The following is a 22,745-nucleotide window of genomic DNA, read 5'->3' as shown; positions in this document are numbered from 1 at the left end:
CGGGCCGCGCCAGGGCCCTCGGGACCCATGGGAGCGCTCCCATCCCTGCGCATGAAGCGAGCGCGCACGGCGTCGGGTGCACATGCCCGCCGCCGGCGACGTGACACACGGACCGGCATACCGGCCGGAATGTGACGTCCATCGCTTGGACCAGCCGTAGTCACCCGGAAAGGCCGGTGCTAGAAATATCGCATGTGGGACCTTTTGGCCCGATTCAGGCATCTCTCAAGGCGTGCAGTGGTCGGCAAGAGCCCCCGTAGCGTCGCCGGGCAGGTCTTCGTCCTCCAGGTGGCGCTGGTGGTGGTCCTTGTGGTCTGCGCCGTCTTCGCCCTTGTCCTGCAGTCGGAGCGTGACACCAGCACGGAGGCCAAGCGGCGGTCCATCGCCGTCGCGCAGACGTTCGCGCACTCGCCCGGCGTCCTCCAGGCCCTGCAGACCACCGATCCGTCGAAGGTGCTCCAGCCGCTCACCGAGGCGGGGCGCAAGAGCGCGGGCGTCGACTTCATCGTCGTCATGGACACCAAGGGGATCCGCTACACCCATCCGATTCCGAGCAAGATCGGCCATCGGTTCGTGGGCCAGATCGCACCGTCCCTGGCCGGGAAGGTCTACACCGAGAGCGTCCACGGCCCCCTCGGCCACGAGGTGCAGGCGACCGTGCCGATAAAGGACGACCACGGCAAGGTGGTCGCCCTCGTCTCCGCCGGTCTGAAGGTCAAGAACGTGACCAGCGAGGTGAACCGGCAGCTGCCGATCATCCTGGCCGCCGGGGCCGGAGCGCTCGTGGTGTCGACCGGCGGGACGGCCCTGGTCGGCAGACGGCTGCGACGCCAGACCCACGCCCTGGCTCCGGCCGAGATGACCCGGATGTACGAGCACCACGACACGGTGCTGCACTCGGTGCGGGAAGGCGTGCTGATCGTCGCCGAGGGCGGGCATCTGCTGCTGGCCAACGACGAGGCCAGGCGGCTGCTGGAGCTGCCCCACGAGGCCGACGGGCGCAATGTGCGGGAGCTGTCGGTCCTCGACCCGGAGATGGTGGAGCTGCTGGTCTCCGGGCGCGAGGCCACCGACGAGGTGCACTTCGCCGGGGGACGGCTGCTGGCGGTCAACCAGCGCCCGACGGACCGCGCCGGAGGCCCCGGGGGAACCGTGGTGACGCTCCGGGACTCCACCGAGCTGCAGGCGGTGTCCGGCAGGGCGGAGGCCGCCCGGGAGCGGCTGGAGCTGCTGTACGACGCGGGACTGGGTGTCGGCACCACCCTCGACGTGGTCCGCACGGCCGAGGAGCTGGCGCAGCTCGCCGTCCCGCGCTTCGCCGACTTCGTCACCGTGGACGTGGCCGACGCCGTGCTGCACGGAGAGGAGCCGGCCCGCACGGCGACGGACATGCGGCGCGTCGCCGTGAACGGCATCCGGGACGACCACCCGCTGTACGAGAAGGGCCGGCTGATCGACTTCCTGCCCTCCACCCCGCAGGCGCGCGGCTACGGCGCCGGCCGCTCCGAGCTGGTGACCGACCTGTCGTCCGCGGTGGGCTGGCAGGCGCAGGACCCGGAGCGGGCCCAGAAGATCATCGACTTCGGCATCCACACGCTCATCGCCGCCCCGATCAAGGCCCGCGGTTCCGTGCTGGGCATGGTCAACTTCTGGCGGTCCAAGCGGGACGCCTTCGACGAGGAGGAGCTGTCGCTCGCCGAGGAGCTGGTGGCCCGGGCCGCGGTCAGCATCGACAACGCCCGCCGGTACACCCGCGAGCACGCGCTGGCGGTCACCCTCCAGCGCAGTCTGCTGCCGCGGGCGCTGCCCGAGCAGAGCGCCCTCGAGGTCGGCTACCGCTACCTCCCGGCCCAGTCGGGTGTGAGCGGCGACTGGTTCGACGTGATCCCGCTGCCGGGGAGCCGGGTGGCGCTGGCCGTCGGTGACGTGGTCGGGCACGGTCTGCACGCGGCCGCGACGATGGGCCGGCTGCGGACCGCGGTGCACAACTTCTCCACGCTCGACCTGCCGCCCGACGAGCTACTCAGCCATCTGGACGATCTGGTGGGCCGCATCGACCAGGACGAGTCGGCGTGCGCGGAGTCGGCCGGGGAGATCGTCGGCGCCACCTGTCTGTACGCGATCTACGACCCGGTGACACGCCGCTGTGTCATGTCGCGGGCCGGGCACCTGGCGCCCGCGCTGGTCCACCCCGACGGCAGCGTCACCTACCCCGACCTGCCGGGCGGTCCGCCGCTGGGCCTCGGCGGCATGCCGTTCCGGACGGCCGAGCTGGAGCTGGCCGAGGGCACCCAGCTCGTCCTCTACACCGACGGGCTCATCGAGGACCGCAGCCGCGACCTGGACGTGGGCATGGAGCTGCTGCGCCAGGCGCTGGCGGGGCACCCCGACCGGACGCCGGAGGACAGCTGCCAGGCGGTGCTGGACGAGCTGCTGCCCGAGCGGCCCAAGGACGACGTCGCCCTGCTCATCGCCCGCACCCGGGCGCTGCCGCCCGAGAACGTGGCCGACTGGGACGTGCCGCGCGATCCGGCCGCCGTCTCGGGGATGCGTGGCGCCGTGTCCGAGAAGCTGGAGGAGTGGGGCCTGGCCGAGCTGGGCTTCGGCATGGAACTGGTGCTGAGCGAGCTGATCACCAACGCCATCCGCTACGGCTCCGACCCGATCCACGTCCGGCTGATCCGTGACCGCACCCTGGTCTGCGAGGTGGCCGACGGCAGCAGCACCTCGCCGCATCTGCGCTACGCCGCGACCACCGACGAGGGCGGCCGGGGTCTGTTCCTGGTCTCGCAGATGACCGAGCGCTGGGGCACCCGGTACACCCCCCAGGGCAAGGTGATCTGGGCCGAGGTGGCGCTGCCGGACTTCACGGAGCTCTTCGAGGAGTGAGGGGCTCGCGGCGCAGCGGCCGAGCGGCCGCGGGGAGATCGACCGTGAACTCGGTCCGGCCCGGGGCGCTGGTCACGCTGATGCCGCCGCCGTGTGCCGCCGTGATCCCCGCGGCGATCGCGAGCCCGAGGCCCGAGCCGCCCTGGGAGCCCGGCGCCCGGGAGCGTGAGGTGTCGGCCCGGGTGAAGCGTTCGAAGACGGTCGGCAGCAGCTCGGGCGGGATTCCGGGACCGTCGTCGCGCACGCGGATCCGGTGGCGGCCCGCGGTGGCCTCGACGGCGGCGGTGACCGTCGTACCGGGCGGGGTGTGCGTGCGGGCGTTGGCCAGCAGGTGAGCCACCGCCTGGTGCAGCCGGGCCGCGTCCCCGGTGACCGGCGCCGGAGTGTCCGGGCGCAGTTCCAGCCGCCAGATGTGATCGGCGCCGGCCGCCCGGGCGTCCCACACGGCCTCGGCGACCACCGCGGCGAGGTCCACCTCGGCGCTCTGCGGCGGGCGTCCCTCGTCGAGGCGGGCGAGCAGCAGCAGGTTCTCGACCAGGTCCGTCATGCGGGCCGACTCGGCGAGGACGCGGCGCCAGGCGAGGTCGGGGGCGACGCGGTTCATCAGCTCCGCGTACCCGGCGATGGAGGTGAGCGGGGTGCGCAGTTCGTGCCCGGCGTCGGAGACGAAGCGGCGCATGCGTTCCTCGCCGCGCCGGCGCTCGGCGAGCGAGCCCTCGACATGGTCGATCATCCGGTTGAGGGCGGCGCCGACCTGGCCGGCCTCGCTGGCGGGGTCGGTGTCGCGTTCGGGCACCCGCGGCAGCGCGGTGACGTGGCCGTGTCCCAGCGTGACCCGGGAGACCTCCACGGCGGTGGCGGCGACCCGGTCGAGCGGGCGCAGCTGTCTGCGGATGACGGCCGCGCAGACACCGCCGGCCAGCGCGAGTCCGGCGGCCCCGACGATCGCCTCGATCTCGACCAGCCGGCCCAGCGTGGCCCGGACGTCGTCCATGGGCAGGCCGGTGAGGACGCGGATGCCGCTCGCGTCGAGGGTGGTGACGCGGTAGGTGCCGAGTCCGGGCACCGTCCGGGTGTGCACCGAGCCGTCGGCCCGGATGCCGCTGAGGGCGGCACGCTGGGCGGGGGTGAGGGTGCGCGGGGCCGCGTCCCGGGTGACGACCGCTGCGGAGACGAGGTGCCCGGCGGCGTCCGGCCGCGCGGCGAGCAGCCCCTCGGTGTGGCCGCCCTCCCGGAGGAAGGCGAGGCCGGCGGGGAGTTCGGGGTGGAGTGCGGCCCCGTCCACGCTGCGTTCGGCCGCGGCGTTCACGCGGTCGTCCAGGGTGGCCATGAGATAGGCGCGCTGGGCGAGGACGGTGGTGAGGGCGAGCGCGGCGCACACACCCACGAGGGTGACGGTGACGAGGACCAGCAGGCGTGTGCGCAGCGAGCGGGCCCACGGGCGGCGGCTCATGTACCGATCCTGTCCCGGTCCGCTGGGGGAAGCCTGTGTTCCGTCTGAGGGTGGGTGATGACCTTCGCGACGCCACTCGTGACGCCCCTCGCCGTGCCCGGCCAGGACACGGGGACACGGCGAAGGGCCGCACCCCCGTCACCGGGGATGCGGCCCTGTACCGCTGTGCGCTGCCGCTTACTTACGGATCAGGTTGCGCAGCACGTACTGCATGATGCCGCCGTTGCGGTAGTAGTCGGCCTCACCGGGGGTGTCGATGCGGACGACCGCGTCGAACTCGACGCCCGTGTCGGTGGTGACCTTGACCGTGCGCGGGGTGGTGCCGTTGTTGAGCTCCTCGACACCGGTGAAGGAGAAGGACTCCTCGCCGGTCAGGCCGAGGGACTCGGCGGACTGGCCCTCCGGGAACTGCAGCGGGAGGACGCCCATGCCGATGAGGTTCGAGCGGTGGATGCGCTCGTACGACTCGGCGATGACGGCCTTGACGCCGAGCAGCGCGGTGCCCTTGGCGGCCCAGTCGCGGGACGAGCCGGAGCCGTACTCCTTGCCGGCCAGGATGGCCAGCGGGATGCCCTGCTCGATGTAGTTGCGGGAGGCGTCGTAGATGAACGACACCGGAGCGTCCGCCTGGGTGAAGTCGCGGGTGTAGCCGCCCTCGGTGCCCGGCGCGATCTGGTTGCGCAGGCGGATGTTGGCGAACGTACCGCGGATCATGACCTCGTGGTTGCCTCGGCGGGAGCCGTAGGAGTTGAAGTCACGACGCTCGACACCGTGCTCGGTCAGGTACTTGCCCGCCGGGGTGTCGGCCTTGATGGCGCCGGCCGGGGAGATGTGGTCGGTGGTGACCGAGTCGCCCAGCTTGGCGAGCACGCGGGCACCGGTGATGTCGGTGACCGGGGCCGGCTCCATGCCCATGCCCTCGAAGTACGGGGGCTTGCGGACGTAGGTCGACTCGGGGTCCCACTCGAAGGTGTTGCCGGTCGGGATCGGCAGGGACTGCCACTGGGCGTCGCCCGCGAAGACGTCCTGGTAGGACTTGTTGAACATGTCCTCGCCGATGGCGTTCGCCACGACGTCGTTGACCTCGGCCTCGGTCGGCCAGATGTCGGTCAGGTAGACCGGCTTGCCGTCCTGGTCGGTGCCGAGGGCGTCCTTGGTGATGTCCACCTTCATGGAGCCCGCGATGGCGTACGCGACGACCAGCGGCGGGGAGGCCAGGTAGTTCATCTTGACGTCGGGGTTGATACGGCCCTCGAAGTTCCGGTTGCCGGAGAGGACCGAGGTGACCGCGAGGTCGTGGTCGTTGACGGCCTTGGAGACCTCCTCCGGCAGCGGGCCGGAGTTGCCGATGCAGGTGGTGCAGCCGTAGCCGACGAGGTTGAAGCCGACCTTGTCGAGGTACGGGGTCAGGCCCGCCTTGTCGAAGTAGTCGGTGACGACCTTCGAGCCCGGGGCGAGGGTGGTCTTGACCCACGGCTTGCGGGTCAGGCCCTTCTCGACCGCCTTCTTGGCCACCAGGGCGGCGGCGACCATGACGTACGGGTTCGAGGTGTTGGTGCAGGAGGTGATGGCCGCGACCGTCACCGCACCGTGGTCGATGGTGTAGGTCGTGCCGTCGGGGGCCGTGACCTGGACCGGGTTGGACGGGGCGCCGTTCGGGTGGACGGCCGGGGCGTCGGAGGCCGGGAAGGACTCCTCACCCGCCTCGTCGGCGGTGGTGACGTAGTTCAGGACGTCGGTCTTGAACTGCTCGGCGGCGTTGGCGAGGACGATGCGGTCCTGCGGACGCTTCGGGCCGGCGATCGACGGGACGACCGTCGACAGGTCGAGCTCCAGCTTCTCGGAGAAGTCCGGCTCGGCCTGCGGGTCCAGCCAGAGGCCCTGCTCCTTGGCGTAGGCCTCGACGAGCGCGACCTGCTGGTCGCTGCGGCCGGTCAGACGCAGGTACTTCAGGGTCTCGTCGTCGATCGGGAAGATCGCTGCGGTGGAGCCGAACTCCGGCGACATGTTGCCGATGGTGGCGCGGTTGGCGAGGGAGGTGGCGGCCACGCCCTCGCCGTAGAACTCGACGAACTTGCCGACGACACCGTGCTTGCGGAGCATCTCGGTGATGGTCAGCACGAGGTCCGTGGCGGTGGTGCCGGCGGGCAGCTCACCGGTCAGCTTGAAGCCGACGACGCGCGGGATGAGCATGGAGACCGGCTGGCCGAGCATGGCGGCCTCGGCCTCGATGCCGCCGACGCCCCAGCCCAGCACACCGAGGCCGTTGACCATCGTGGTGTGCGAGTCGGTGCCGACGAGGGTGTCGGGGTAGGCCTGGCCGTTACGGACCATGACCGTACGGGCCAGGTGCTCGATGTTGACCTGGTGGACGATGCCGGTGCCCGGCGGGACGACCTTGAACTCGTCGAAGGCGGTCTGGCCCCAGCGCAGGAACTGGTAGCGCTCCTTGTTGCGGCCGTACTCCAGCTCGACGTTCTGCTTGAAGGCGTCGTTGGTGCCGAACTTGTCGGCGATGACGGAGTGGTCGATGACCAGCTCGGCGGGGGCCAGCGGGTTGATCTTCGCCGGGTCGCCGCCCAGTTCCTTCACGGCCTCACGCATGGTCGCGAGGTCCACGACACAGGGAACACCGGTGAAGTCCTGCATGATCACGCGGGCCGGCGTGAACTGGATCTCCTGCGAGGGCTGGGCCTGCGAGTCCCAGCCGCCGAGGGCGCGGATGTGGTCGGCGGTGATGTTCGCGCCGTCCTCCGTGCGGAGCAGGTTCTCCAGCAGGACCTTCAGGCTGTAGGGAAGGCGGGCGGAGCCCTCGACCTTGTCCAGCCGGAAGATCTCGTACGACTCGTCGCCCACCTGCAGCGTGCTGCGGGCGTCGAAGCTGTTCGCCGACACGACAGTCTCCTTCATTGATGTGCGCGTACCACCGCAATCCTGCCGCCACGTCGTCTTGGCCGATCCGCTAAGGTAAGGCTAAGTTAGGTAACCCTTACTGGGGTGACGGCTGCGGTGCGCCTCGGCAGATATCTCGATGTCGAGATAACTCTAGTACATGGGGGCTGGCAGGTCATGTCCGGCCGGGCCCGGCCCTGCCGTTTTTCGGTGGCGTCGGCCACAGGGCGATGGACGAAGATCGCCACATGCCACTCGATACCGCACTGATCGGCCACTGGGACAGCTCCCCCTTCGACTACGGAGTGATGGAGGCGTCGGAGCTGGCGTTCCTCGACGACGGGCGGGGCACCGGCACACTGGCCAACGCCCTGGGCGAGGACGTCACGGAGTTCGCGTGGCACTGCCCCGAGCCGGGAGTGCTGGAGGTGCGCGACGAGTACGGCGGCGTCGAACGGGTCCGCTACACCGTCGCGCCCGCCCTGCCGGTGTACGCGACGGATCCCGTGCCGGCGGTCCGCTTCGAGCCGGCGCTCTTCTTCGCCCACGAGTACGCGAGGATTTGTGCTGCAACCGTGTGATTGTTTGCGAAACCGGGACAGTGGGTGAGTATCGGAAGAATCCCCTGCATCATCCCATATCACCCCCATTTTCGCTGGTCATTGACGCCCCGTCACCCGAATGGACCCCCCAACAGGCGCCATCTCATATCTGAGATAACCTCAACCTCATGGCAGACGACTACCTCGTACGCATCGGCAAGCTCATCCGTGATGCCCGGCAACACCGTGGCTGGACACAGACGCAGCTCGCGGAGGCGCTCGGCACCAGCCAGAGCGCCGTCAATCGCATCGAGCGCGGGAACCAGAACATCAGCCTTGAGATGATCGCCCGCATCGGTGAGGCCCTCGACAGCGAGATCGTGTCCCTGGGCTACGCGGGTCCGATGCATCTGCGGGTGGTCGGCGGCCGTCGGCTCTCCGGCGCCATCGACGTGAAGACCAGCAAGAACGCGTGCGTCGCCCTGCTGTGCGCCTCGCTGCTGAACAAGGGGCGCACGGTGCTGCGCCGGGTGGCCCGGATCGAGGAGGTGTACCGCCTGCTGGAGGTGCTCAACTCCATCGGCGTGCGCACCCGCTGGATCAACGACGGGGTCGACCTGGAACTGGTGCCGCCGGCCGAGCTGGAGATGGCGGCGATCGACGCGGAGGCGGCCGTCCGCACCCGCTCGATCATCATGTTCCTGGGCCCGCTGCTGCACCGCATGGACGCCTTCAAGCTGCCGTACGCCGGTGGTTGCGACCTCGGCACGCGGACCATCGAGCCGCACATGATCGCGCTGCGCCGGTTCGGTCTGGACATCGCGGCCACCGAGGGCCAGTACCACGCGCAGGTCGACCGGACGGTCCGCCCCGACCGTCCGATCGTGCTCACCGAGCGCGGCGACACCGTGACCGAGAACGCGCTGCTGGCCGCCGCCCGGCACGACGGTGTGACGGTCATCCGCAACGCTTCCTCCAACTACATGGTCCAGGACCTCTGCTTCTTCCTGGAGGCGCTGGGCGTCAAGGTCGAGGGCATCGGCACCACCACGCTCACCGTCCACGGCGTGCCGAACATCGACGTCGACGTCGACTACTCCCCCTCCGAGGACCCGGTCGAGGCGATGAGCCTGCTGGCCGCCGCGGTCGTCACGGAGTCGGAACTGACCGTCCGCCGCGTCCCCATCGAGTTCCTGGAGATCGAGCTGGCGGTCCTGGAGGAGATGGGCCTCGACCACGACCGCAGCCCCGAGTACTTCGCGGACAACGGCCGTACGCGCCTCGTGGACCTGACGGTCCGGCCCTCCAAGCTGGAGGCGCCCATCGACAAGATCCACCCGATGCCCTTCCCGGGCCTGAACATCGACAACGTCCCCTTCTTCGCGGCCATCGCCGCGGTCGCGCAGGGCCAGACGCTGATCCACGACTGGGTCTACGACAACCGAGCGATCTACCTGACCGACCTCAACCGCCTCGGCGGCCGCCTCCAGCTCCTGGACCCGCACCGCGTCCTGGTCGAGGGCCCGACCCGCTGGCGCGCCGCGGAGATGATGTGCCCGCCCGCCCTGCGGCCCGCCGTGGTCGTCCTGCTGGCGATGATGGCGGCCGAGGGCACGTCGGTGCTGCGCAACGTGTACGTCATCAACCGGGGTTACGAGGACCTCGCGGAGCGCCTGAACTCGATCGGGGCGCAGATCGAGATCTTCCGGGACATCTGACCGCCCCCTCGCAGCATGCCGTCGCGCCCCTGCCGGACCTGCACCGATACAGGCCTGGCAGGGGACGTCGTAGGGGATCGGTCAGCCCTGGAACACCTGGGCCATGGCCAACCCCTGCCCGGCGGCGAGCCGGTAGGTGCCGCGCAGCTCCTCCAGACAATCCCTCAGGTCTTCCACGTAACCGTCGGGGATCCCGCCTCGAATCATCGGTGACAGCACCGTCGGCGCCGCGCGCATCACTTCGTCCAGGTCGACTCCGGAAAGAGCGTTGTCCACCTGGAGCACTTCATCCGGAGTGAGGGACAGGCACACCGTCCCCACACCGTCGTCACCCAGCAGAGTTCCGCCCGAGATCATCAGCTCCGCCAGGTCTCCGACGTTCGCGCGCTCCAGCAGGCGCTGGAGAACATCTCCTTCTTCCCCCAGGTCGCAAAGGGGAACTGAGGGGTCGTTCTCTGACTGCTCTTCGACGTCATAAAACCGCGAGATGACCGCGTCGAAGCCGTCGGTGATTTCCCCCTCCGAAAGAGGGAAGAGGGAGATGTTCATAACTCTGCGGAACCTTTCGGCTGGATGGAACTCAGTAGCTTAGCAGCGGGCTCGAGAGCCCTGGAAGCACCGGAGACGTGTCCGAGCCGCCGTAGTCCCACGGGCTCTTCGACCAGTCGTGGTTGGTCACGTTGTCGTGATACCACTCCTTCCAGTCGTCCCACCCGTCCGACAGCTTCTTGTACCACGGCTCCTTTTCGTGGACGGGCACCTTGACCGGAGGTGGATTTCTGTCGGGCCCTCCGTCACGGTTGGTGCGTTTCGTCTTGTAGGTGATGACACCTTCGCTCTTCACCGACGGAAATGCGTCCACCCATTCGTTCGGCTTGAAGAGGTTGGGCCCTGCGAGCGGCGTCATGTCGAAGCCGATCTTCACCGTCATTTGTTTGGTCTTCGGGTTGCTGTCCAGCTTTTCCTGCAGGGCCTTCACATATTTCTTGACCTCTGCGTCACCGTCGATCTCGACCTTTCCGCCGAAATTCTTCACGTCCCAGATGTAGACGGTGTCGGTCGTCCAGTAGGCGAGGTCGATCCAGCCGTTCTTGTACTTCTTTCCTGCCTTGACGCGGACGTGGTTCTCGGAGTCCCGGAATCCCTTGGTCTGCTGAAGGTCGACGTAGACCTTCCCGCGGCCCCTGGGCTGCACGAGGTTCAACCACACCTGGTACATGATGATCGTGGTGTCGTGTGCCTTGGTGTACCGCTCCTTGATGATCTGGTCCCTGCGCTTCTTCTCCTGCTGGGCGTGCAGGGACTCTTCCTTCACCAGGTCGCGCAGGCCGGTCGGGTCACTCTGCGAGACCGGGCTGTTGTGGCTGTAGGCGTAGCCGTTGATCTGCAGCGGGTCGGCGACGTCCACCACCGGGTCCGCTGACAGGAAGCGACCGGAGTTCTGGTCGTACTCGCGGGCACCGATGTGCGTGATCCCGGTGGCGTCGTCGATACCCACCCCGAGGTAGCTGCGCTTGTTGGGCCAGAAGGCCGGCTTGGCGCCTCGGGTCTCGCCGTAGGGCTTGAACGCGCGGCGGGTGACCGGCTGGGTCGCCGAGAGTTCGATGCTGGTGGTCGCCGTGCCCACCTGGTCGGCGATCAGCACGTTCAGCTTGTGGCCCGTCGTGGAGCCGTTCACCGTGGAGCGGACGACCGTGGGGGCTCCGGCCTGCTGATATGCGCGCGAGGCGCGGACGATCGTGCCGGACGCGTCCGTGGTCAGTTCCGTCTCGCCCAGGTACAGGGTCGAGCCGGACGAGGACTTCTCCAGCAGGCGGTTGCCGTCAGCGTCGTAGACGTACGTCGTCTTCTTGCCGTCGTCGGTGATGGAGTCGAGCCTGTTGTCGGGGGTCCAGACGAGATTCTGCGTGGTGTTCGCGAGATCGCGGACCAGGGTGTTGCCGCTGTCGTCGTAGGTGTACTGGCTGCCCTTGCCGGACGGGCTCGACGTGATGCTCGTGACCGTGTGCGGCTGCTTCAGGTAGGACGGCGTGGTGCCGTTCGCGGCGACCGTCTTGCCGTAGCGGTAGATGTAGGACACGTTCTTCGACGCGTCGGCCGTGTCGTAGTCGGTCATGGTGGCGCGGTTGCCGAGCCAGTCGAAGGTGAAGGACTGACGGTAGGCGGTGGCGCCGGTCGAGACCGTGGTGGCGTCAGGAGCCGCGTTCGCCAGGCCCGCGGACAGCGCGCTGTCCGGGCTGGTGGTGTCGCCGGCCTCGTCCGGGGCGTCGGCGACGGGCCCGGAGGAGGCGGCGTAGTCGTCGCGGTAGCCCCACGTGGCGCCGCCCGCCGCCTTGCAGCCGGTGCCGTTGCCGCCGGGTGTGAGGTTCGACGTCCAGGCGTGGACCAGCTCACCGAGCACGTCATAGGTGAAGCACTGGTTGTCCCAGGTGTCGCCGCTCGCATCGCCGAGCTTGCGAGCGTTGGAGGTGATGGTGCCGGAGACGTCGTAGGAGTAGTAGCTGTCGGTGGTGTGCCGGGGGCCGACGCTCTCCAGGTCGGTGACCGTGCGCTGGAGACGGCCCGTGTGCGGGTCGATGAAGTTGGTCGTCCAGACCCGGGACGGCTGGGATCCGGACACGACCCGCAGGGGCTCGCCGTACGGCGAGTACGTGACGTCGGCGGTGTACCAGGTCAGGCCCGAGGTCGACTCCGCCAGGCCGTCGGAGTCGTAGCGGGTGACGACCTTCTCCTTGGCCAGCCCGCCGGCGGCGGGCAGCGTGACGCTCTGCCGCTTGCCGGTGGGCGTGTAGGAGTACGCGTAGGAGTAGGTGCCGGCCAGGCCGGTGGTCATCGAGTTGGCCGGGATGACCGTCTCGGCGCCGGTGGGGTTGTAGTTGGCGTCGTAGCCGGTGACGCGGTTGACGTAGTCGCCGCTGTCGGTGTGCCGGATGGAGCCGGCCAGCTTGCCGATGCCGCCAGGTGCGTCGTCGTAGGTGTACTCCCTGACCGGAGTGGACGTGGCCGAGCCCTCCCGGACGAACCGCACCCGGCCGAGCGGGTCGTATTCCGTGAACGTCTCCTGCAGACGGCCGTTCCGGGTCCGGTTGGGACGGTCCGCGTCGTCGTACCAGGTACGCGTGGTTCCGGTGTCGGGGTCGGTCGCGGAGGTGAGCCGGCCGCGGGCGTCGTAGGTGTACGACCAGACGTTGCCCGCAGGGTCGGTCACCGTGCTGCGGTTGCCCCGGGCGTCGTACGCGTAGCGCGTCGAGCGGCCGGCCTCGGCGGTCGAGGAGCCCGTGCTGTAGTGCTTGACGGAGGTGACCCGGCCGAGAGCGTCGAAGGACGTGAGAGTGGTGGGCGTCGTGGAGCCCGGCGGGTTCACCCAGGTGCTGGTGAAGTTGTGGTCGGTGTAGGTGGCGTACTTGTAGTCGCCGGCCTGGTAGACCGAAGCGCGCACCTCACGCTCCATGCCGTCGTAGCGGTGCTTGACGTAGCTGGGGATCGCCGCCTTGGAGCGGGAGGCGAACAGATTCGTCTCCGGGTCCCCCGCGGCGAGATAGGGGTTGGTCCCCTCGTCGACCAGGCCGTGGTCGTCGTAGGTCGTGTCCACGACGATCCGGCCGGGGCCGTGCGCCTCGCTCTGCGTCTGGACCACTCGCAGCAGGCCGTCGTAGAGGGTGACCTGGCCGGCGTAGCTGCCGTCGTCCTTGAGCTTCTTGAAGGTGACGGCGGCGGGCCGGTTCTCCTTGCTCGTGGCGACGGCCGGCTGGTAGTCGATCACGACGTCGGGTGACTGGTTCCCGGAGGAACGGGCGGCGGACCATCCCCTGACGAGTCGGCCGAGGGCGTCGTACTCGGTCCGCGTGACACGGCCGTTGGGGTCGGTGACCGTGAGAGGCAGGCTGCGGCCCGGCTCGTAGGTCGTGGTGGTGGCCTGCTGCCGGGCGTTGATCGTCTTGATCGCGGTGACCGGCCCGCCGGTTTCGGGCGTGTACTGGGTCTCGGTGGTGCCCACAACCGGCTTGGTGACCGTGCGCACCCGTCCGAGGTCGTCGTATGTCGTGTCGGTGACGATGGAGTAGGAGGTGCCCGCCCCGTCGCTCTCGGCCACGGAGGTGACCCTGCCCCTGGTCGGTGTGGCTCCGTACGCGAGTCCGTCGTAGCTGGTGCGGGTCGCCGACTTCAGCTCGGTGGCGGGGTCGGCGCCGGCGTAGTCGGCGCACGACGTGCCGGTGCTGCGCTGCTCCTTGGGCAGGCCGATCAGCCAGGCGGTCGTGTTGTGGACGTACGACGTGACGCTGCACGTCTGGTCGGAGAGCGTTTCGCCGTCGCCGTCGGGCTTGACGACGGCCGTCTCGACCCGCAGGGGCAGGCCGTAGGTGTCGTCGACGGTGGTGTGGGTACGCACGGTCCGCGTGCCGCCGTCGTCATCGACGGTCTGGATGTCGTCCGTGCGCTCGACACCCGTGCGGTAGGCGACGAGCGGGTCGGCGTCGGTCCCGTCCTCGTTCTCCCGGGCTCGGGACCCGGTCTGCTTGGACCAGGGGAAGTTCAGCGTGCGCCGCAGGACGGGGCCCGTGGAGTCGCGGTAGGCGATGGTCTCCGCGGTCATGCCCGCGTACTGCGGGGCGTCGTCGGCGACCAGCGTGTACTGCTTCTTGGAGTCCTTGACCTCGCCGCCCGTGCCCTGGAAGTAGCGGGTGACCGAATACGACTGGGAGTTGACCTCGCCCGGTCCCGGGGCTGACTTGCTGCCCTTGGTGACCGCCACCTGCCGGTAGCCGCGCCAGTCGCTGTACGTGCGCAAGGAAGTCCGGGTGAACTCGTCGTCGCTCTTGGCCCAGGCGGGGCCGTCGTACGCGTACTTGGTGACGATGGGCTTGCCGTGCGAGGTGACCTTGTCGGTCTCGGTCACCGAGGCGACGACGTACTTGTTGAACCACGCCTTGGCGGGCGTCTTCTCGTCGCCGTCCGGGGACCAGCGGACCGGGTAGCAGGTGCCGTTGGCCTTGCCCTTGTCGTCCGCGGGTTCGGTCCGGCAGCCGCCGGTGTACTCGACCTCGATGTCACCGCCGTACTCGGTGGAGACGGTGCCGATGCGCGGGCGGGTGAAGCCGGGCCGCTGGTCGCTCCTGCCGGAGAGCACCAGGTTGGGCAGCTGCCGGTCCTTCAGCCAGGTGCGCAGGGGTGAGGTGGAGCCCACTGTGTAGGGAGCGAAGCTCACGCCGTCCTTGGACTGGAGGGTGCCGGTGGTGTCGCCGGGGGCGTAGCCGGTGCGGGTGATCGAGTCCAGCCACAGGCCGGGAGAGGTGTCGTACCAGTCCTCCGGGAAGGACTGGTGGAGGGTGTAGACGTCCACCTTGCCCAGGCCCTGCTGTCCCGCGCGGGCGGCCTTCGTGGTGATGGTGTCGAGGCGCAGCTGGGTCCAGAAGGACGGGAAGGCCGGGCAGAGCTTGGAGGTGGACTTGCAGTTGAGGTTGCCGGGGGTGTCCCACCAGGGCCGGTAGGCGCCCGGGTCGCCGGTCTTGTCGAAGTTGGCCGGGTCGCAGGCGGTCGCGGACTTCAGGCAGCGCTGCTTGGCACCGAACTCCACGACGGCGGACGGCTTGGTGAGGCTGTCCGGGCGCATGCCGTACTCGATCGTGGTCGGGTACTGCGCGCGGTCGTACTGCTCGGGCGACTTGAACTTCTTGCGGACGGCGTAGTAGTTCGTCTCCTGCTTGTAGTTGACGACCATCGTGTTGCCGCTGACGTCGACGACCTTGTCCAGACCCCAGCGCCATGCTTGCTGCTTGCCCGATCCGCACCGGGAGTCCGCGAAGGAGTCCGCGTGGCAGGGCTCGCCGGGATGGTTGCCGAAGACGGGCACGGTGGAGACGGAGTCGGTGTCGGCGTGCCCGCCGCCGACCTGGTCGAGGCCGTAGTAGTACTGGGTGCCGTCGACCGTGGTGACCACCCAGTACTCGCCGTTGTTGTCGTCGTTGCCGCCGCCCACGCGGTGTTCCACGCGGGTTCCGTTGTCCTCCTGGAGGTGGTAGATCTCGGTGGACTTCTCGGGGTCGGCGCCGGAACTCGCGTCCCGGACCAGTTCCGTCGTCCTGCCGCCCAGCGACATCACGGCGTTGTACGAGACCCAGCACAGGTCGGACGTCTTGTCCTTCTTGGCCGTGTTGTTCGGGGTGCCTGCGTTCAGCTTCTTGCGGTCGTCCTCACAGGCGCGGTACCGGCGTTCGATGTAGCCGGGGTCGTACGTCCAGCCCTCACCGATCCACGAGGCCTGGCCGGAGGAAACAGCCGTGCGTCCGTCCACGGACTGCGAGTTGTAGTCGAGCGAGATCTCGGGAGCGGCACCGGCCGGCGGGCTGGGCACCGTCACCGGGTAGGACCAGGTGAACGCGCCCGACGGTCCACCCGCCTCCCACTTGCCGTCGGAGGCGAGCGGTGTCGCCTTGAAGGAGCCGCCGGCCCCGCCGCCGGAATCGACGGCGGCGACGACCGCCGTACCGGAGCCGGTCGCCACGGGGGTCGCCGACGCGGTCCGGTGGTAGGCCGCCTGGATCACACCCGGTCCGCCGGATGCCGTGGGGGTCGCCGATGCCGGTGTCACCGCCGCGTCAGCCGCCGGATCGACGGTGGCGGTCAGCGACTTGGCCGCCGTGTCGTTGGCAGTCTCCAGCTCCTCGTACTGCTGGCACGCCTCGTCGTCCGGGGTCGTCAGATAGCAGTCGGGGAACTGGACGAGCCGCAGCCGCGAGGCCCAGTCGGCTCCATAGAGGCTCTTGAACTTCGAGTAGTCCAGCTTCAGCGAGACAGGGACCGCACCGGTGTCGGGAGCCTGCACCACCATGACGGTGCCGTCGATCCCCTGGCTCACACCGCCGGCCCGGTCGGGGATGTCGACATGCCACACACCGGTCGGCTTCGGCTGGTCCGCGGCCTGCCCCAGGCTGACCGGCAGGTTCGGGACAGTGGTGAGCGCCGCCTCGTCGGCCGTCCCGGCGGTGTTCCGTGCCGAAGCGGGTGTCGCCGAGCCGGCGCCGAAGTCGATCTGGCCCGTCAGCTGCGAGGGGGGCGAGACCGTGTTGTCCGGAACGGTCAGCTGTTCCTCGGGCAGGTCCACCCGAAGGCTGTCCACCTTGGGCTTGACCGACTTTCCGAGCAGGGGCTGGTCCTGCTTCAGCGTCTCCAGGTCCACCGTCTCGCGCCCGGCCTCCGCCTTCGCGGGGTCAGGCGGGAGCGCCAGCGCCTGAGCCGGCAGCAGACCGACCAAGAGGGCCGCGGCGAGGAGCGGCACCGCGGTGCGCGCGTGGCAACGCTCGCGCAGCAGGAAGAAGCGACCGAACACGACGAGGTCCCCCCGGACCACTTGGAGCGGGACCGGAGACGGACCACGCGTGACGACGTATCAAACAGCGGAGATTTTGTGATCACCCTGTGAGTGAACACCAGGGATGACGTGGTGATGTGAGCATCGTCACGGCGCGTAACACCTCGCTACGCAGCGAATATGGGCCAACTACTGGAAATCCCATGGGTGGTGATTGACCGGACCCTTGAGAGTTATTGGGCACCTCGTTACCCGCTCCCCCAAAGGGGGCGTCAATTTCTGCTGGATCAGGCGACTTTGACCGACTCAGGGCTGCGAACGCGCAGGTCCGGCAGCGTGCGTCCGTGCACGCTTGCGACGGAGGCGACGCCACGTCAGCTATGCGCACATCACGATCACCAGATGACGACAGGTTCCTCATAGGTCATCATCTGCTGGCCCGGGCCGCGCTCTGCGCCGAGCCGGCTTCGAGGGGAACGAGGGGGAAGGGGAACCCGGCCGATGACACCCAACTGGCGCCGCAGACCTGGCCGTCGGGCCACTGCCGCACTGGTCGCGAGCGCGCTGGCCGCCTCCGGCGTCGTCTACGCCGGGCTCCGGCTGGACGCCGGCACGGCGCCCGGCGACGGCAACCACCGGCGGCCGGGCCGGACCGTGACCGAGGGCGCGGCCCTCACGCAGGCGGCGCACACGGGGAAGAACGTCGAGGTCACCGCCACCCGTACCAGCCACTCCACCACCTGGGCCCGGCCCGACGGGCTCATGCAGAAACGGCTCTACTCCTCCCCCGTCCGCGCCAAGGTGGGCGGCGAGTGGCGGAAGATCGACCCGGGGCTCCACCGCACCAAGGCCGGCTGGGAGCCGAAGGCGACCAACACCCGCATCGTCTTCTCCGCCGGCTCGCACGGCGACGGCGAGCAGCACGCCGACCGCTCCACCACGCGCCGCATCTCCCTGCTGACGGACGCCGCAGCCGACACCGGAACACCACTGGTCACCCTGCACGTGGGCGACCACGACATCCAGCTCACCTGGCCCGGCGCAGTGCCCAGCCCGGTCATCGACGGCAACCGCGCCCTGTACCCGGACATCTTCCCGGGCGGCGATCTCGTGCTCACCGCCGACGACGACGGCTTCGCCCAGCTCGTGGTGCTGAAGAACCGTCAGGCGGCCTCCGATCCGCACGCGCAGCAGCTGGCCTACGGTCTGCGCTCCGCCGACCTCACCTTCCGGCTCGACCCGCTCAGCGACATCGTCAGCGCGGAGGACGAGTCCCGAAACGAGGTCGCCATGTCGCCGACCCCGCTGATGTGGGACAGCAGCGGCACGCCCGCCGTCACCGACGGCTCGGTGGGTGCGAGCGCCCAGCCCACCGGCTCCGAGACACCCGACGCGACGGACACCGCCGGCCCGACTCCCGGCGACAGCCCCACGGAAGAGGACCCGGCCGAGTCCGACGAGCAGCAAGACACGGACGTCGAGACCCTGCCGCCCGCCAGCGACGGCCCCGCACCCTCGGTGTCCGAGTCCCCCCTGCCCTCCGCGCCCCCGGAACCGACCCCGGAGCCTTCGCAGACCGGTTCGGCGGTGACGCTGAGCCTGCCCCTGCTGGACGGCCCGTCACCGGATTCGCGCGGTTCGCTGGTGGACGCCGATCTGACCGACGGCAACTGGACCCTCACCCCGGACCAGGAGTTCCTGGCCGACCCGGACACCACCTATCCCGTCTTCATCGACCCCTCGGTGAAGAAGCACATCCAGCACTGGACCACCGCCTACGACCGGTTCCCCAAGGCGACGTTCTATGACGGCAAGGGCTTCAACAAGGGCGGCACCCATGAGGCCCGCGTCGGCTTCGAGTCCGACACCTGGGGCACGTCCCGGTCCTTCTTCAACATGACCTTCGACAAGGACCTCAAGGGCACGAAGATCACCAGTGCGAAGCTGCGCATGCTGGAGACGTACTCCTGGTCCTGCAGCGCTCGTTCCATGAGCGTGCACCTGACCGGAGAGATCGACTCGCACACCAACTGGAAGAACGCGCCGAGGCTCCACGACGGCAACAAGCTGGCCACCAAGAGCTTCGCCCACGGGTGGAAGGCGTCCAGCTGTCATGACGCCTACGAGGCCTTCGACGTCAAGCGCGGCGCACAGGACGCCGCCGATGACGGCGACGACACCATCACCTTCGGCCTGCGTGCCCGCGACGAGAAGGCGCAGTACGCGTGGAAGAAGTTCCAGGCCGACGGCGACAACGCCCCCGTCCTGGAGCTGATCTACAACCGCAGGCCCACCCTCGTGTCCAACTCGCTGGATCTGGGCCCGGACGGCAAGTGCACCACCACCAAGCCGTACGTCCGCATGGGGTCCGGCGACCTGACGTTCACCGCGAAGGCCACCGACAAGGACAAGAACCTCGACTACTTCGACTTCGACCTGTGGGAGACCGGCCGCTGGGACACCACCGGCGACCTGCTGAAGTCGACCGGCAAGGTCTCCGTCGGCTCCGACACCGACACCGCGCTGCGGACCACTCCGAAGTTCTCCACCAGCGGTCTGAAGAGCGGGGCCACGTACTCCTGGCGCGTACAGGCCAGGGATGACGCGGGCTCCACGACCGGCTGGTATCCGAAGACTCCGTGCCGGTTCGTGCTCGACACCACCGCGCCGCGTCCGCCGAAGGTCAGCTCCACCGACTTCCCCAACGCCGACGGCAGCGAGAACGGCTTCGGCAACGACTCCGAGGACGCCACCTGGTCCGCGAAGAAGTTCGGCACGCCCGGCTCCTTCACCGTACGCGCCCTGAACAGCGACGTCGTGCGGTACGAGTACGGGTTCAACTCGGCCAACTACACCGGGAGTCTGGCCCGGACCACCGGCTGGGCCACCGTTCTCGGCTCCACCATCTCCAATGCCAAGCCGCCGACCGCCGGACCGAACGTGCTGTACGTCCGGTGCGTCGACAGTGCGGGCAACCCCTCCGAGCCCACAAAGTACTTCTTCTACGTCAGCCCACGGGACCAGGCCGACAAACCCGGTGACTTCACCGGCGACGGCCTGCCCGACCTGATGACCGTCACCGATGCCGGCAACCTCGCGCTCTATCCCTCCCAGGCCGACAAGGACCTGCTCAAAGGCACCGGTGACCTGGACTACTCCATGCCCGGCGCCTACCGGGACAACCCCGCAAAGGACCCCAACGGCGACGACCAGCCCCCGTACGTGGCTGCGCCGAACGGCCACTTCAAGGGTGCCCTGATCAGCCACAACGGTGACATCTACGGCGGCGACGGCCTCCAGGACCTCGTGGTGCGCGTCGACGGCAAGCTCTGGGTCTATCCCGGCGACGGCTACGGAGCGGTCAACATCGACAAGCGCCGGGAGATCCTGCTGCCCGCCGGCTCCCCGGATCCGGCCACCTTCACCCAGATCGTGGCGGCCGGCGACGTCACCGGTGACGGACGTACCGACTTCTTCGCCACCGTCCGCAAGAGCGACGGCACCGACGACGAGCTGTGGGCCTTCACCGGCTACCACGGCGCCACCGTCGACCAGGCGATCCGGCTGTCCGGCTCGGCGTGGAAGGACCGTGACATCGTCCTCGTCCAGGACGTCTCGGGCGACAAGGTGGCCGACGTCGTCTACCGCAGCAATGTCTCGGGCCGGCTGCTGCTCCGCAAGGGCATCGCCGCGTCCGGTGGCGGTGTCGACCTCACCTCTCTCGCCTCGGGCGCCAACTCCTCAGGGGGCGCCGACACGTACTGGACCGGCGATGGCTGGAGCACCACCTCCGTACCGCACATCCTGGGCACCCCGGACGCCAACGGCGACGGCATTCCCGACGTGTGGGCGGTCCGCTCCGACGGCTCGGTGCGCTTCTACCCCGGCGACCGCGCCAGCCTGCCCGGCTCGGGGACCGAGGTCGTCGGCGCGGCATCCTGGTGGAAGACACGTATCGCCGTGGGGTGAGGCCAGTCTCAGGCAGCGCGGGCCCCGTCTCCCGGTCTCGTACCGGGGGCGGGGCCTGCGCCGTCCCGCCTGGAAGTCGCCTCCCGCTTGGCCATCGATCACCAGGAGCTTCTACCTCCTCGGGCGACACTCGCCACAAACCAACCTGGTATGGCCTTCAGCTACCTTCACAACGGATTACGTTGACAATGTCAACGTAATGATGTGATCCGTACAGTTGCTGTCCGGAGCGGGTGATCACGTAGGCACAACCCCGGACGCCGAACCACCTGGTGGCGGACTCCTCGATGTGCCCGCCACGCTCGAGGCCGGGCAATGCTGGGTGTTTGAGGGCAGCGACGCGCCGCAGGACGGTGAGCTCCTGCTTCCACAGCTCCTCGGCCACATCGGAGACGCCCAGGTAGAACTGCACGGTGACAGGGGTCTTGGTCGCACTGTCCGCCACCCGGGCCCGCGCGTAGTCGTCCGCCCCAATTCGCCTGGGAACGTTATCTAATTGCCCGTCTGGGCGAGGCTGTATTCGAGGGGTTCGCGAAAACAGAAACGTCGCAGCGATGCACGGGGCCCCTGGTCTCTTCCGGGAGCAGCTGTCGTGCTCCACTCCGATCGTCAACGGGGGCCGGCGCCTGCCCTCAGGCTGGAAGTGATCGGTCGAGCAACCAGGAAGCCCGGCACCTGTGTTACACCGCACCACAGTTGCCACCCCCCTTCCTTGACATGAAGGACGCACCTGCAGATGAGTGAGCCCAAACGAGTGAGCTTCGGCCTCAAGACCACCCCCATGCATGTCGATTACGACGACATCCTGCTGGTGTGGCTCGAGGCGGACGAGATTCCCGAGATCGAGCACGCCTGGCTGTGGGACCACATGCTTCCCCTGGCCGGCCCGAAGGACGGCAAGATCTACGAGGGCTGGACGCTTCTGGCCGCGCTGGCCGCGCAGACGCGGCGCCTGCGGCTCGGGCTTCTGGTCACCAGCAACCGCATCCGGCAGCCCGCGGTGCTCGGCAAGATAGCCACCACCGTCGACGTGGTGTCCCGGGGCCGGCTGGTGATGGGCCTCGGCGTGGGCGGGACGCACCAGCCCACGGGCGCCGGCGGCATCGCCGGTGACAACCCGGCCGTCGCCGAGTACGAGGCGTACGGGCTCACCCTGGTGCCGCCGCGCGAGGGCATCGAGCGGCTGGAGGAGACCGTCACGATCCTGAAGCGGATGTGGAGCGAGAAGGAGTTCGACTTCGAGGGCCGGTACTACACGCTGAAGGGCAACCGCAACGAGCCCAAGCCCGTCCAGCCGTCGGGTCCGCCGCTGCTCATCGGCGGCTGGGGCGACAAGACGTTGCGGCTCGTGGCGGAGCACGCCGACATCTGGAACATCCCCGGCCCGCCGCACAACCAGATCGACTACATCACCGAACGCTCCCGCGTCCTGGACGAGCACTGCGCGGCCATCGGGCGGGACCCGTCCGAGATCAGCAGGTCCGTCCAGGTCGTCATGTCCTACGACAACATCGAGGCCTCCCGCCGGCAGGTGCTCGAACTCGTCCACGCAGGCCTCGACCACATCGTCCTGAGCCTGCCGCGCGGCTACCCGCAGGGCGTCGCCCAGTGGCTGACGGACGAGATCATCAAGCCGGTGCGGGCGGAACTCGCGGACGCATAGTGCAACTTCGTCCTTCCGGGGCCGGGCCTGCTTCCGCAGGCCGGGCAGGCTGGAGGGGCTGGCAGTGAGGGTGGAGGATCGGTGGAACGGCCCGGGCGGGGCACCCCCGTGCTCCCGCACGCCCGCGCCGCCCAAAAGCGCCCTTGCGTCACTGCCCGTTGATCCGCCGGACAGGCCTCTGGCCCAGTGCTGACGCCGACGGTACGACCACCCCAGGTCCTCGATCGTGGCGAGGGCGCCGTGGTGGAGCTGCTCGGCGGTCACCCCGGCCACCGTGGTGCGCAGTGGACGGGTGGCGGAGGCGTCGGCG

The 22,745-nt window shown here is 69.1% G+C and carries 10 protein-coding genes; 5 read left to right on the top strand and 5 right to left on the bottom strand.

Features of this window, described 5'->3' with window-relative positions; all coding sequences use genetic code 11:
* Positions 1–192 precede the first annotated feature (192 nt).
* On the top strand, positions 193–2,889 hold the full coding sequence (locus tag FB157_RS31950) for a SpoIIE family protein phosphatase (protein ID WP_145884142.1): 2,697 nt from the start codon (positions 193–195) through the stop codon (positions 2,887–2,889).
* Here FB157_RS31950 and FB157_RS31945 read toward each other — a convergent pair.
* Complete coding sequence (locus tag FB157_RS31945) at positions 2,867–4,342, bottom strand: ATP-binding protein (protein ID WP_145884141.1); 1,476 nt, start codon at positions 4,340–4,342, stop codon at positions 2,867–2,869. The genes FB157_RS31950 and FB157_RS31945 overlap by 23 nt on opposite strands.
* Before the next feature lie 177 nt (positions 4,343–4,519).
* Positions 4,520–7,237 (bottom strand): aconitate hydratase AcnA, encoded by a 2,718-nt coding sequence (gene acnA, locus FB157_RS31940; protein WP_145884140.1) that lies wholly within the window; start codon positions 7,235–7,237, stop codon positions 4,520–4,522.
* A gap of 245 nt (positions 7,238–7,482) precedes the next feature.
* Between acnA and FB157_RS31935 the strand changes: the two genes are divergently transcribed.
* Positions 7,483–7,815 carry a hypothetical protein gene (locus FB157_RS31935; protein WP_145884139.1) on the top strand — a complete coding sequence of 111 codons (333 nt, stop codon included), beginning with the start codon at positions 7,483–7,485 and terminating at the stop codon, positions 7,813–7,815.
* A 149-nt stretch (positions 7,816–7,964) separates the two neighbouring features.
* Positions 7,965–9,494 (top strand): UDP-N-acetylglucosamine 1-carboxyvinyltransferase, encoded by a 1,530-nt coding sequence (locus FB157_RS31930; RefSeq protein ID WP_145884138.1) that lies wholly within the window; start codon positions 7,965–7,967, stop codon positions 9,492–9,494.
* Positions 9,495–9,575: 81 nt separating this feature from the next.
* On the opposite strand, the gene FB157_RS31925 is transcribed toward FB157_RS31930, so the two are convergent.
* Positions 9,576–10,043, bottom strand: a complete 468-nt coding sequence (locus FB157_RS31925) for a DUF1877 family protein (protein ID WP_145884137.1) — start codon at positions 10,041–10,043, stop codon at positions 9,576–9,578.
* Between the two features lie 31 nt (positions 10,044–10,074).
* Positions 10,075–16,821 carry an RHS repeat domain-containing protein gene (locus FB157_RS31920; protein ID WP_261386671.1) on the bottom strand — a complete coding sequence of 2,249 codons (6,747 nt, stop codon included), beginning with the start codon at positions 16,819–16,821 and terminating at the stop codon, positions 10,075–10,077.
* A 483-nt stretch (positions 16,822–17,304) separates the two neighbouring features.
* Between FB157_RS31920 and FB157_RS31915 the strand changes: the two genes are divergently transcribed.
* Entirely contained in the window at positions 17,305–20,772 is a 3,468-nt protein-coding gene (locus FB157_RS31915) for a DNRLRE domain-containing protein (RefSeq protein ID WP_145884136.1), read from the top strand.
* Positions 20,773–20,929: 157 nt separating this feature from the next.
* Here the strand turns inward: FB157_RS31915 and FB157_RS31910 are convergent, their stop codons facing one another.
* Positions 20,930–21,184 carry a hypothetical protein gene (locus FB157_RS31910; RefSeq protein WP_145884135.1) on the bottom strand — a complete coding sequence of 85 codons (255 nt, stop codon included), beginning with the start codon at positions 21,182–21,184 and terminating at the stop codon, positions 20,930–20,932.
* A gap of 324 nt (positions 21,185–21,508) precedes the next feature.
* On the opposite strand from FB157_RS31910, the gene FB157_RS31905 reads away from it, so the two are divergent.
* Complete coding sequence (locus FB157_RS31905; RefSeq protein WP_222440988.1) at positions 21,509–22,435, top strand: LLM class flavin-dependent oxidoreductase; 927 nt, start codon at positions 21,509–21,511, stop codon at positions 22,433–22,435.
* The last annotated feature ends 310 nt before the right edge of the window (positions 22,436–22,745 follow it).

This window comes from Streptomyces sp. BK340 (genome assembly GCF_007827595.1).
In the GTDB taxonomy this organism is placed as follows: Bacteria; Actinomycetota; Actinomycetes; order Streptomycetales; family Streptomycetaceae; genus Streptomyces.
The sequence above is the reverse complement of the archived record's forward strand: the minus strand, read 5'-3'. Positions and strand labels throughout refer to the sequence as shown.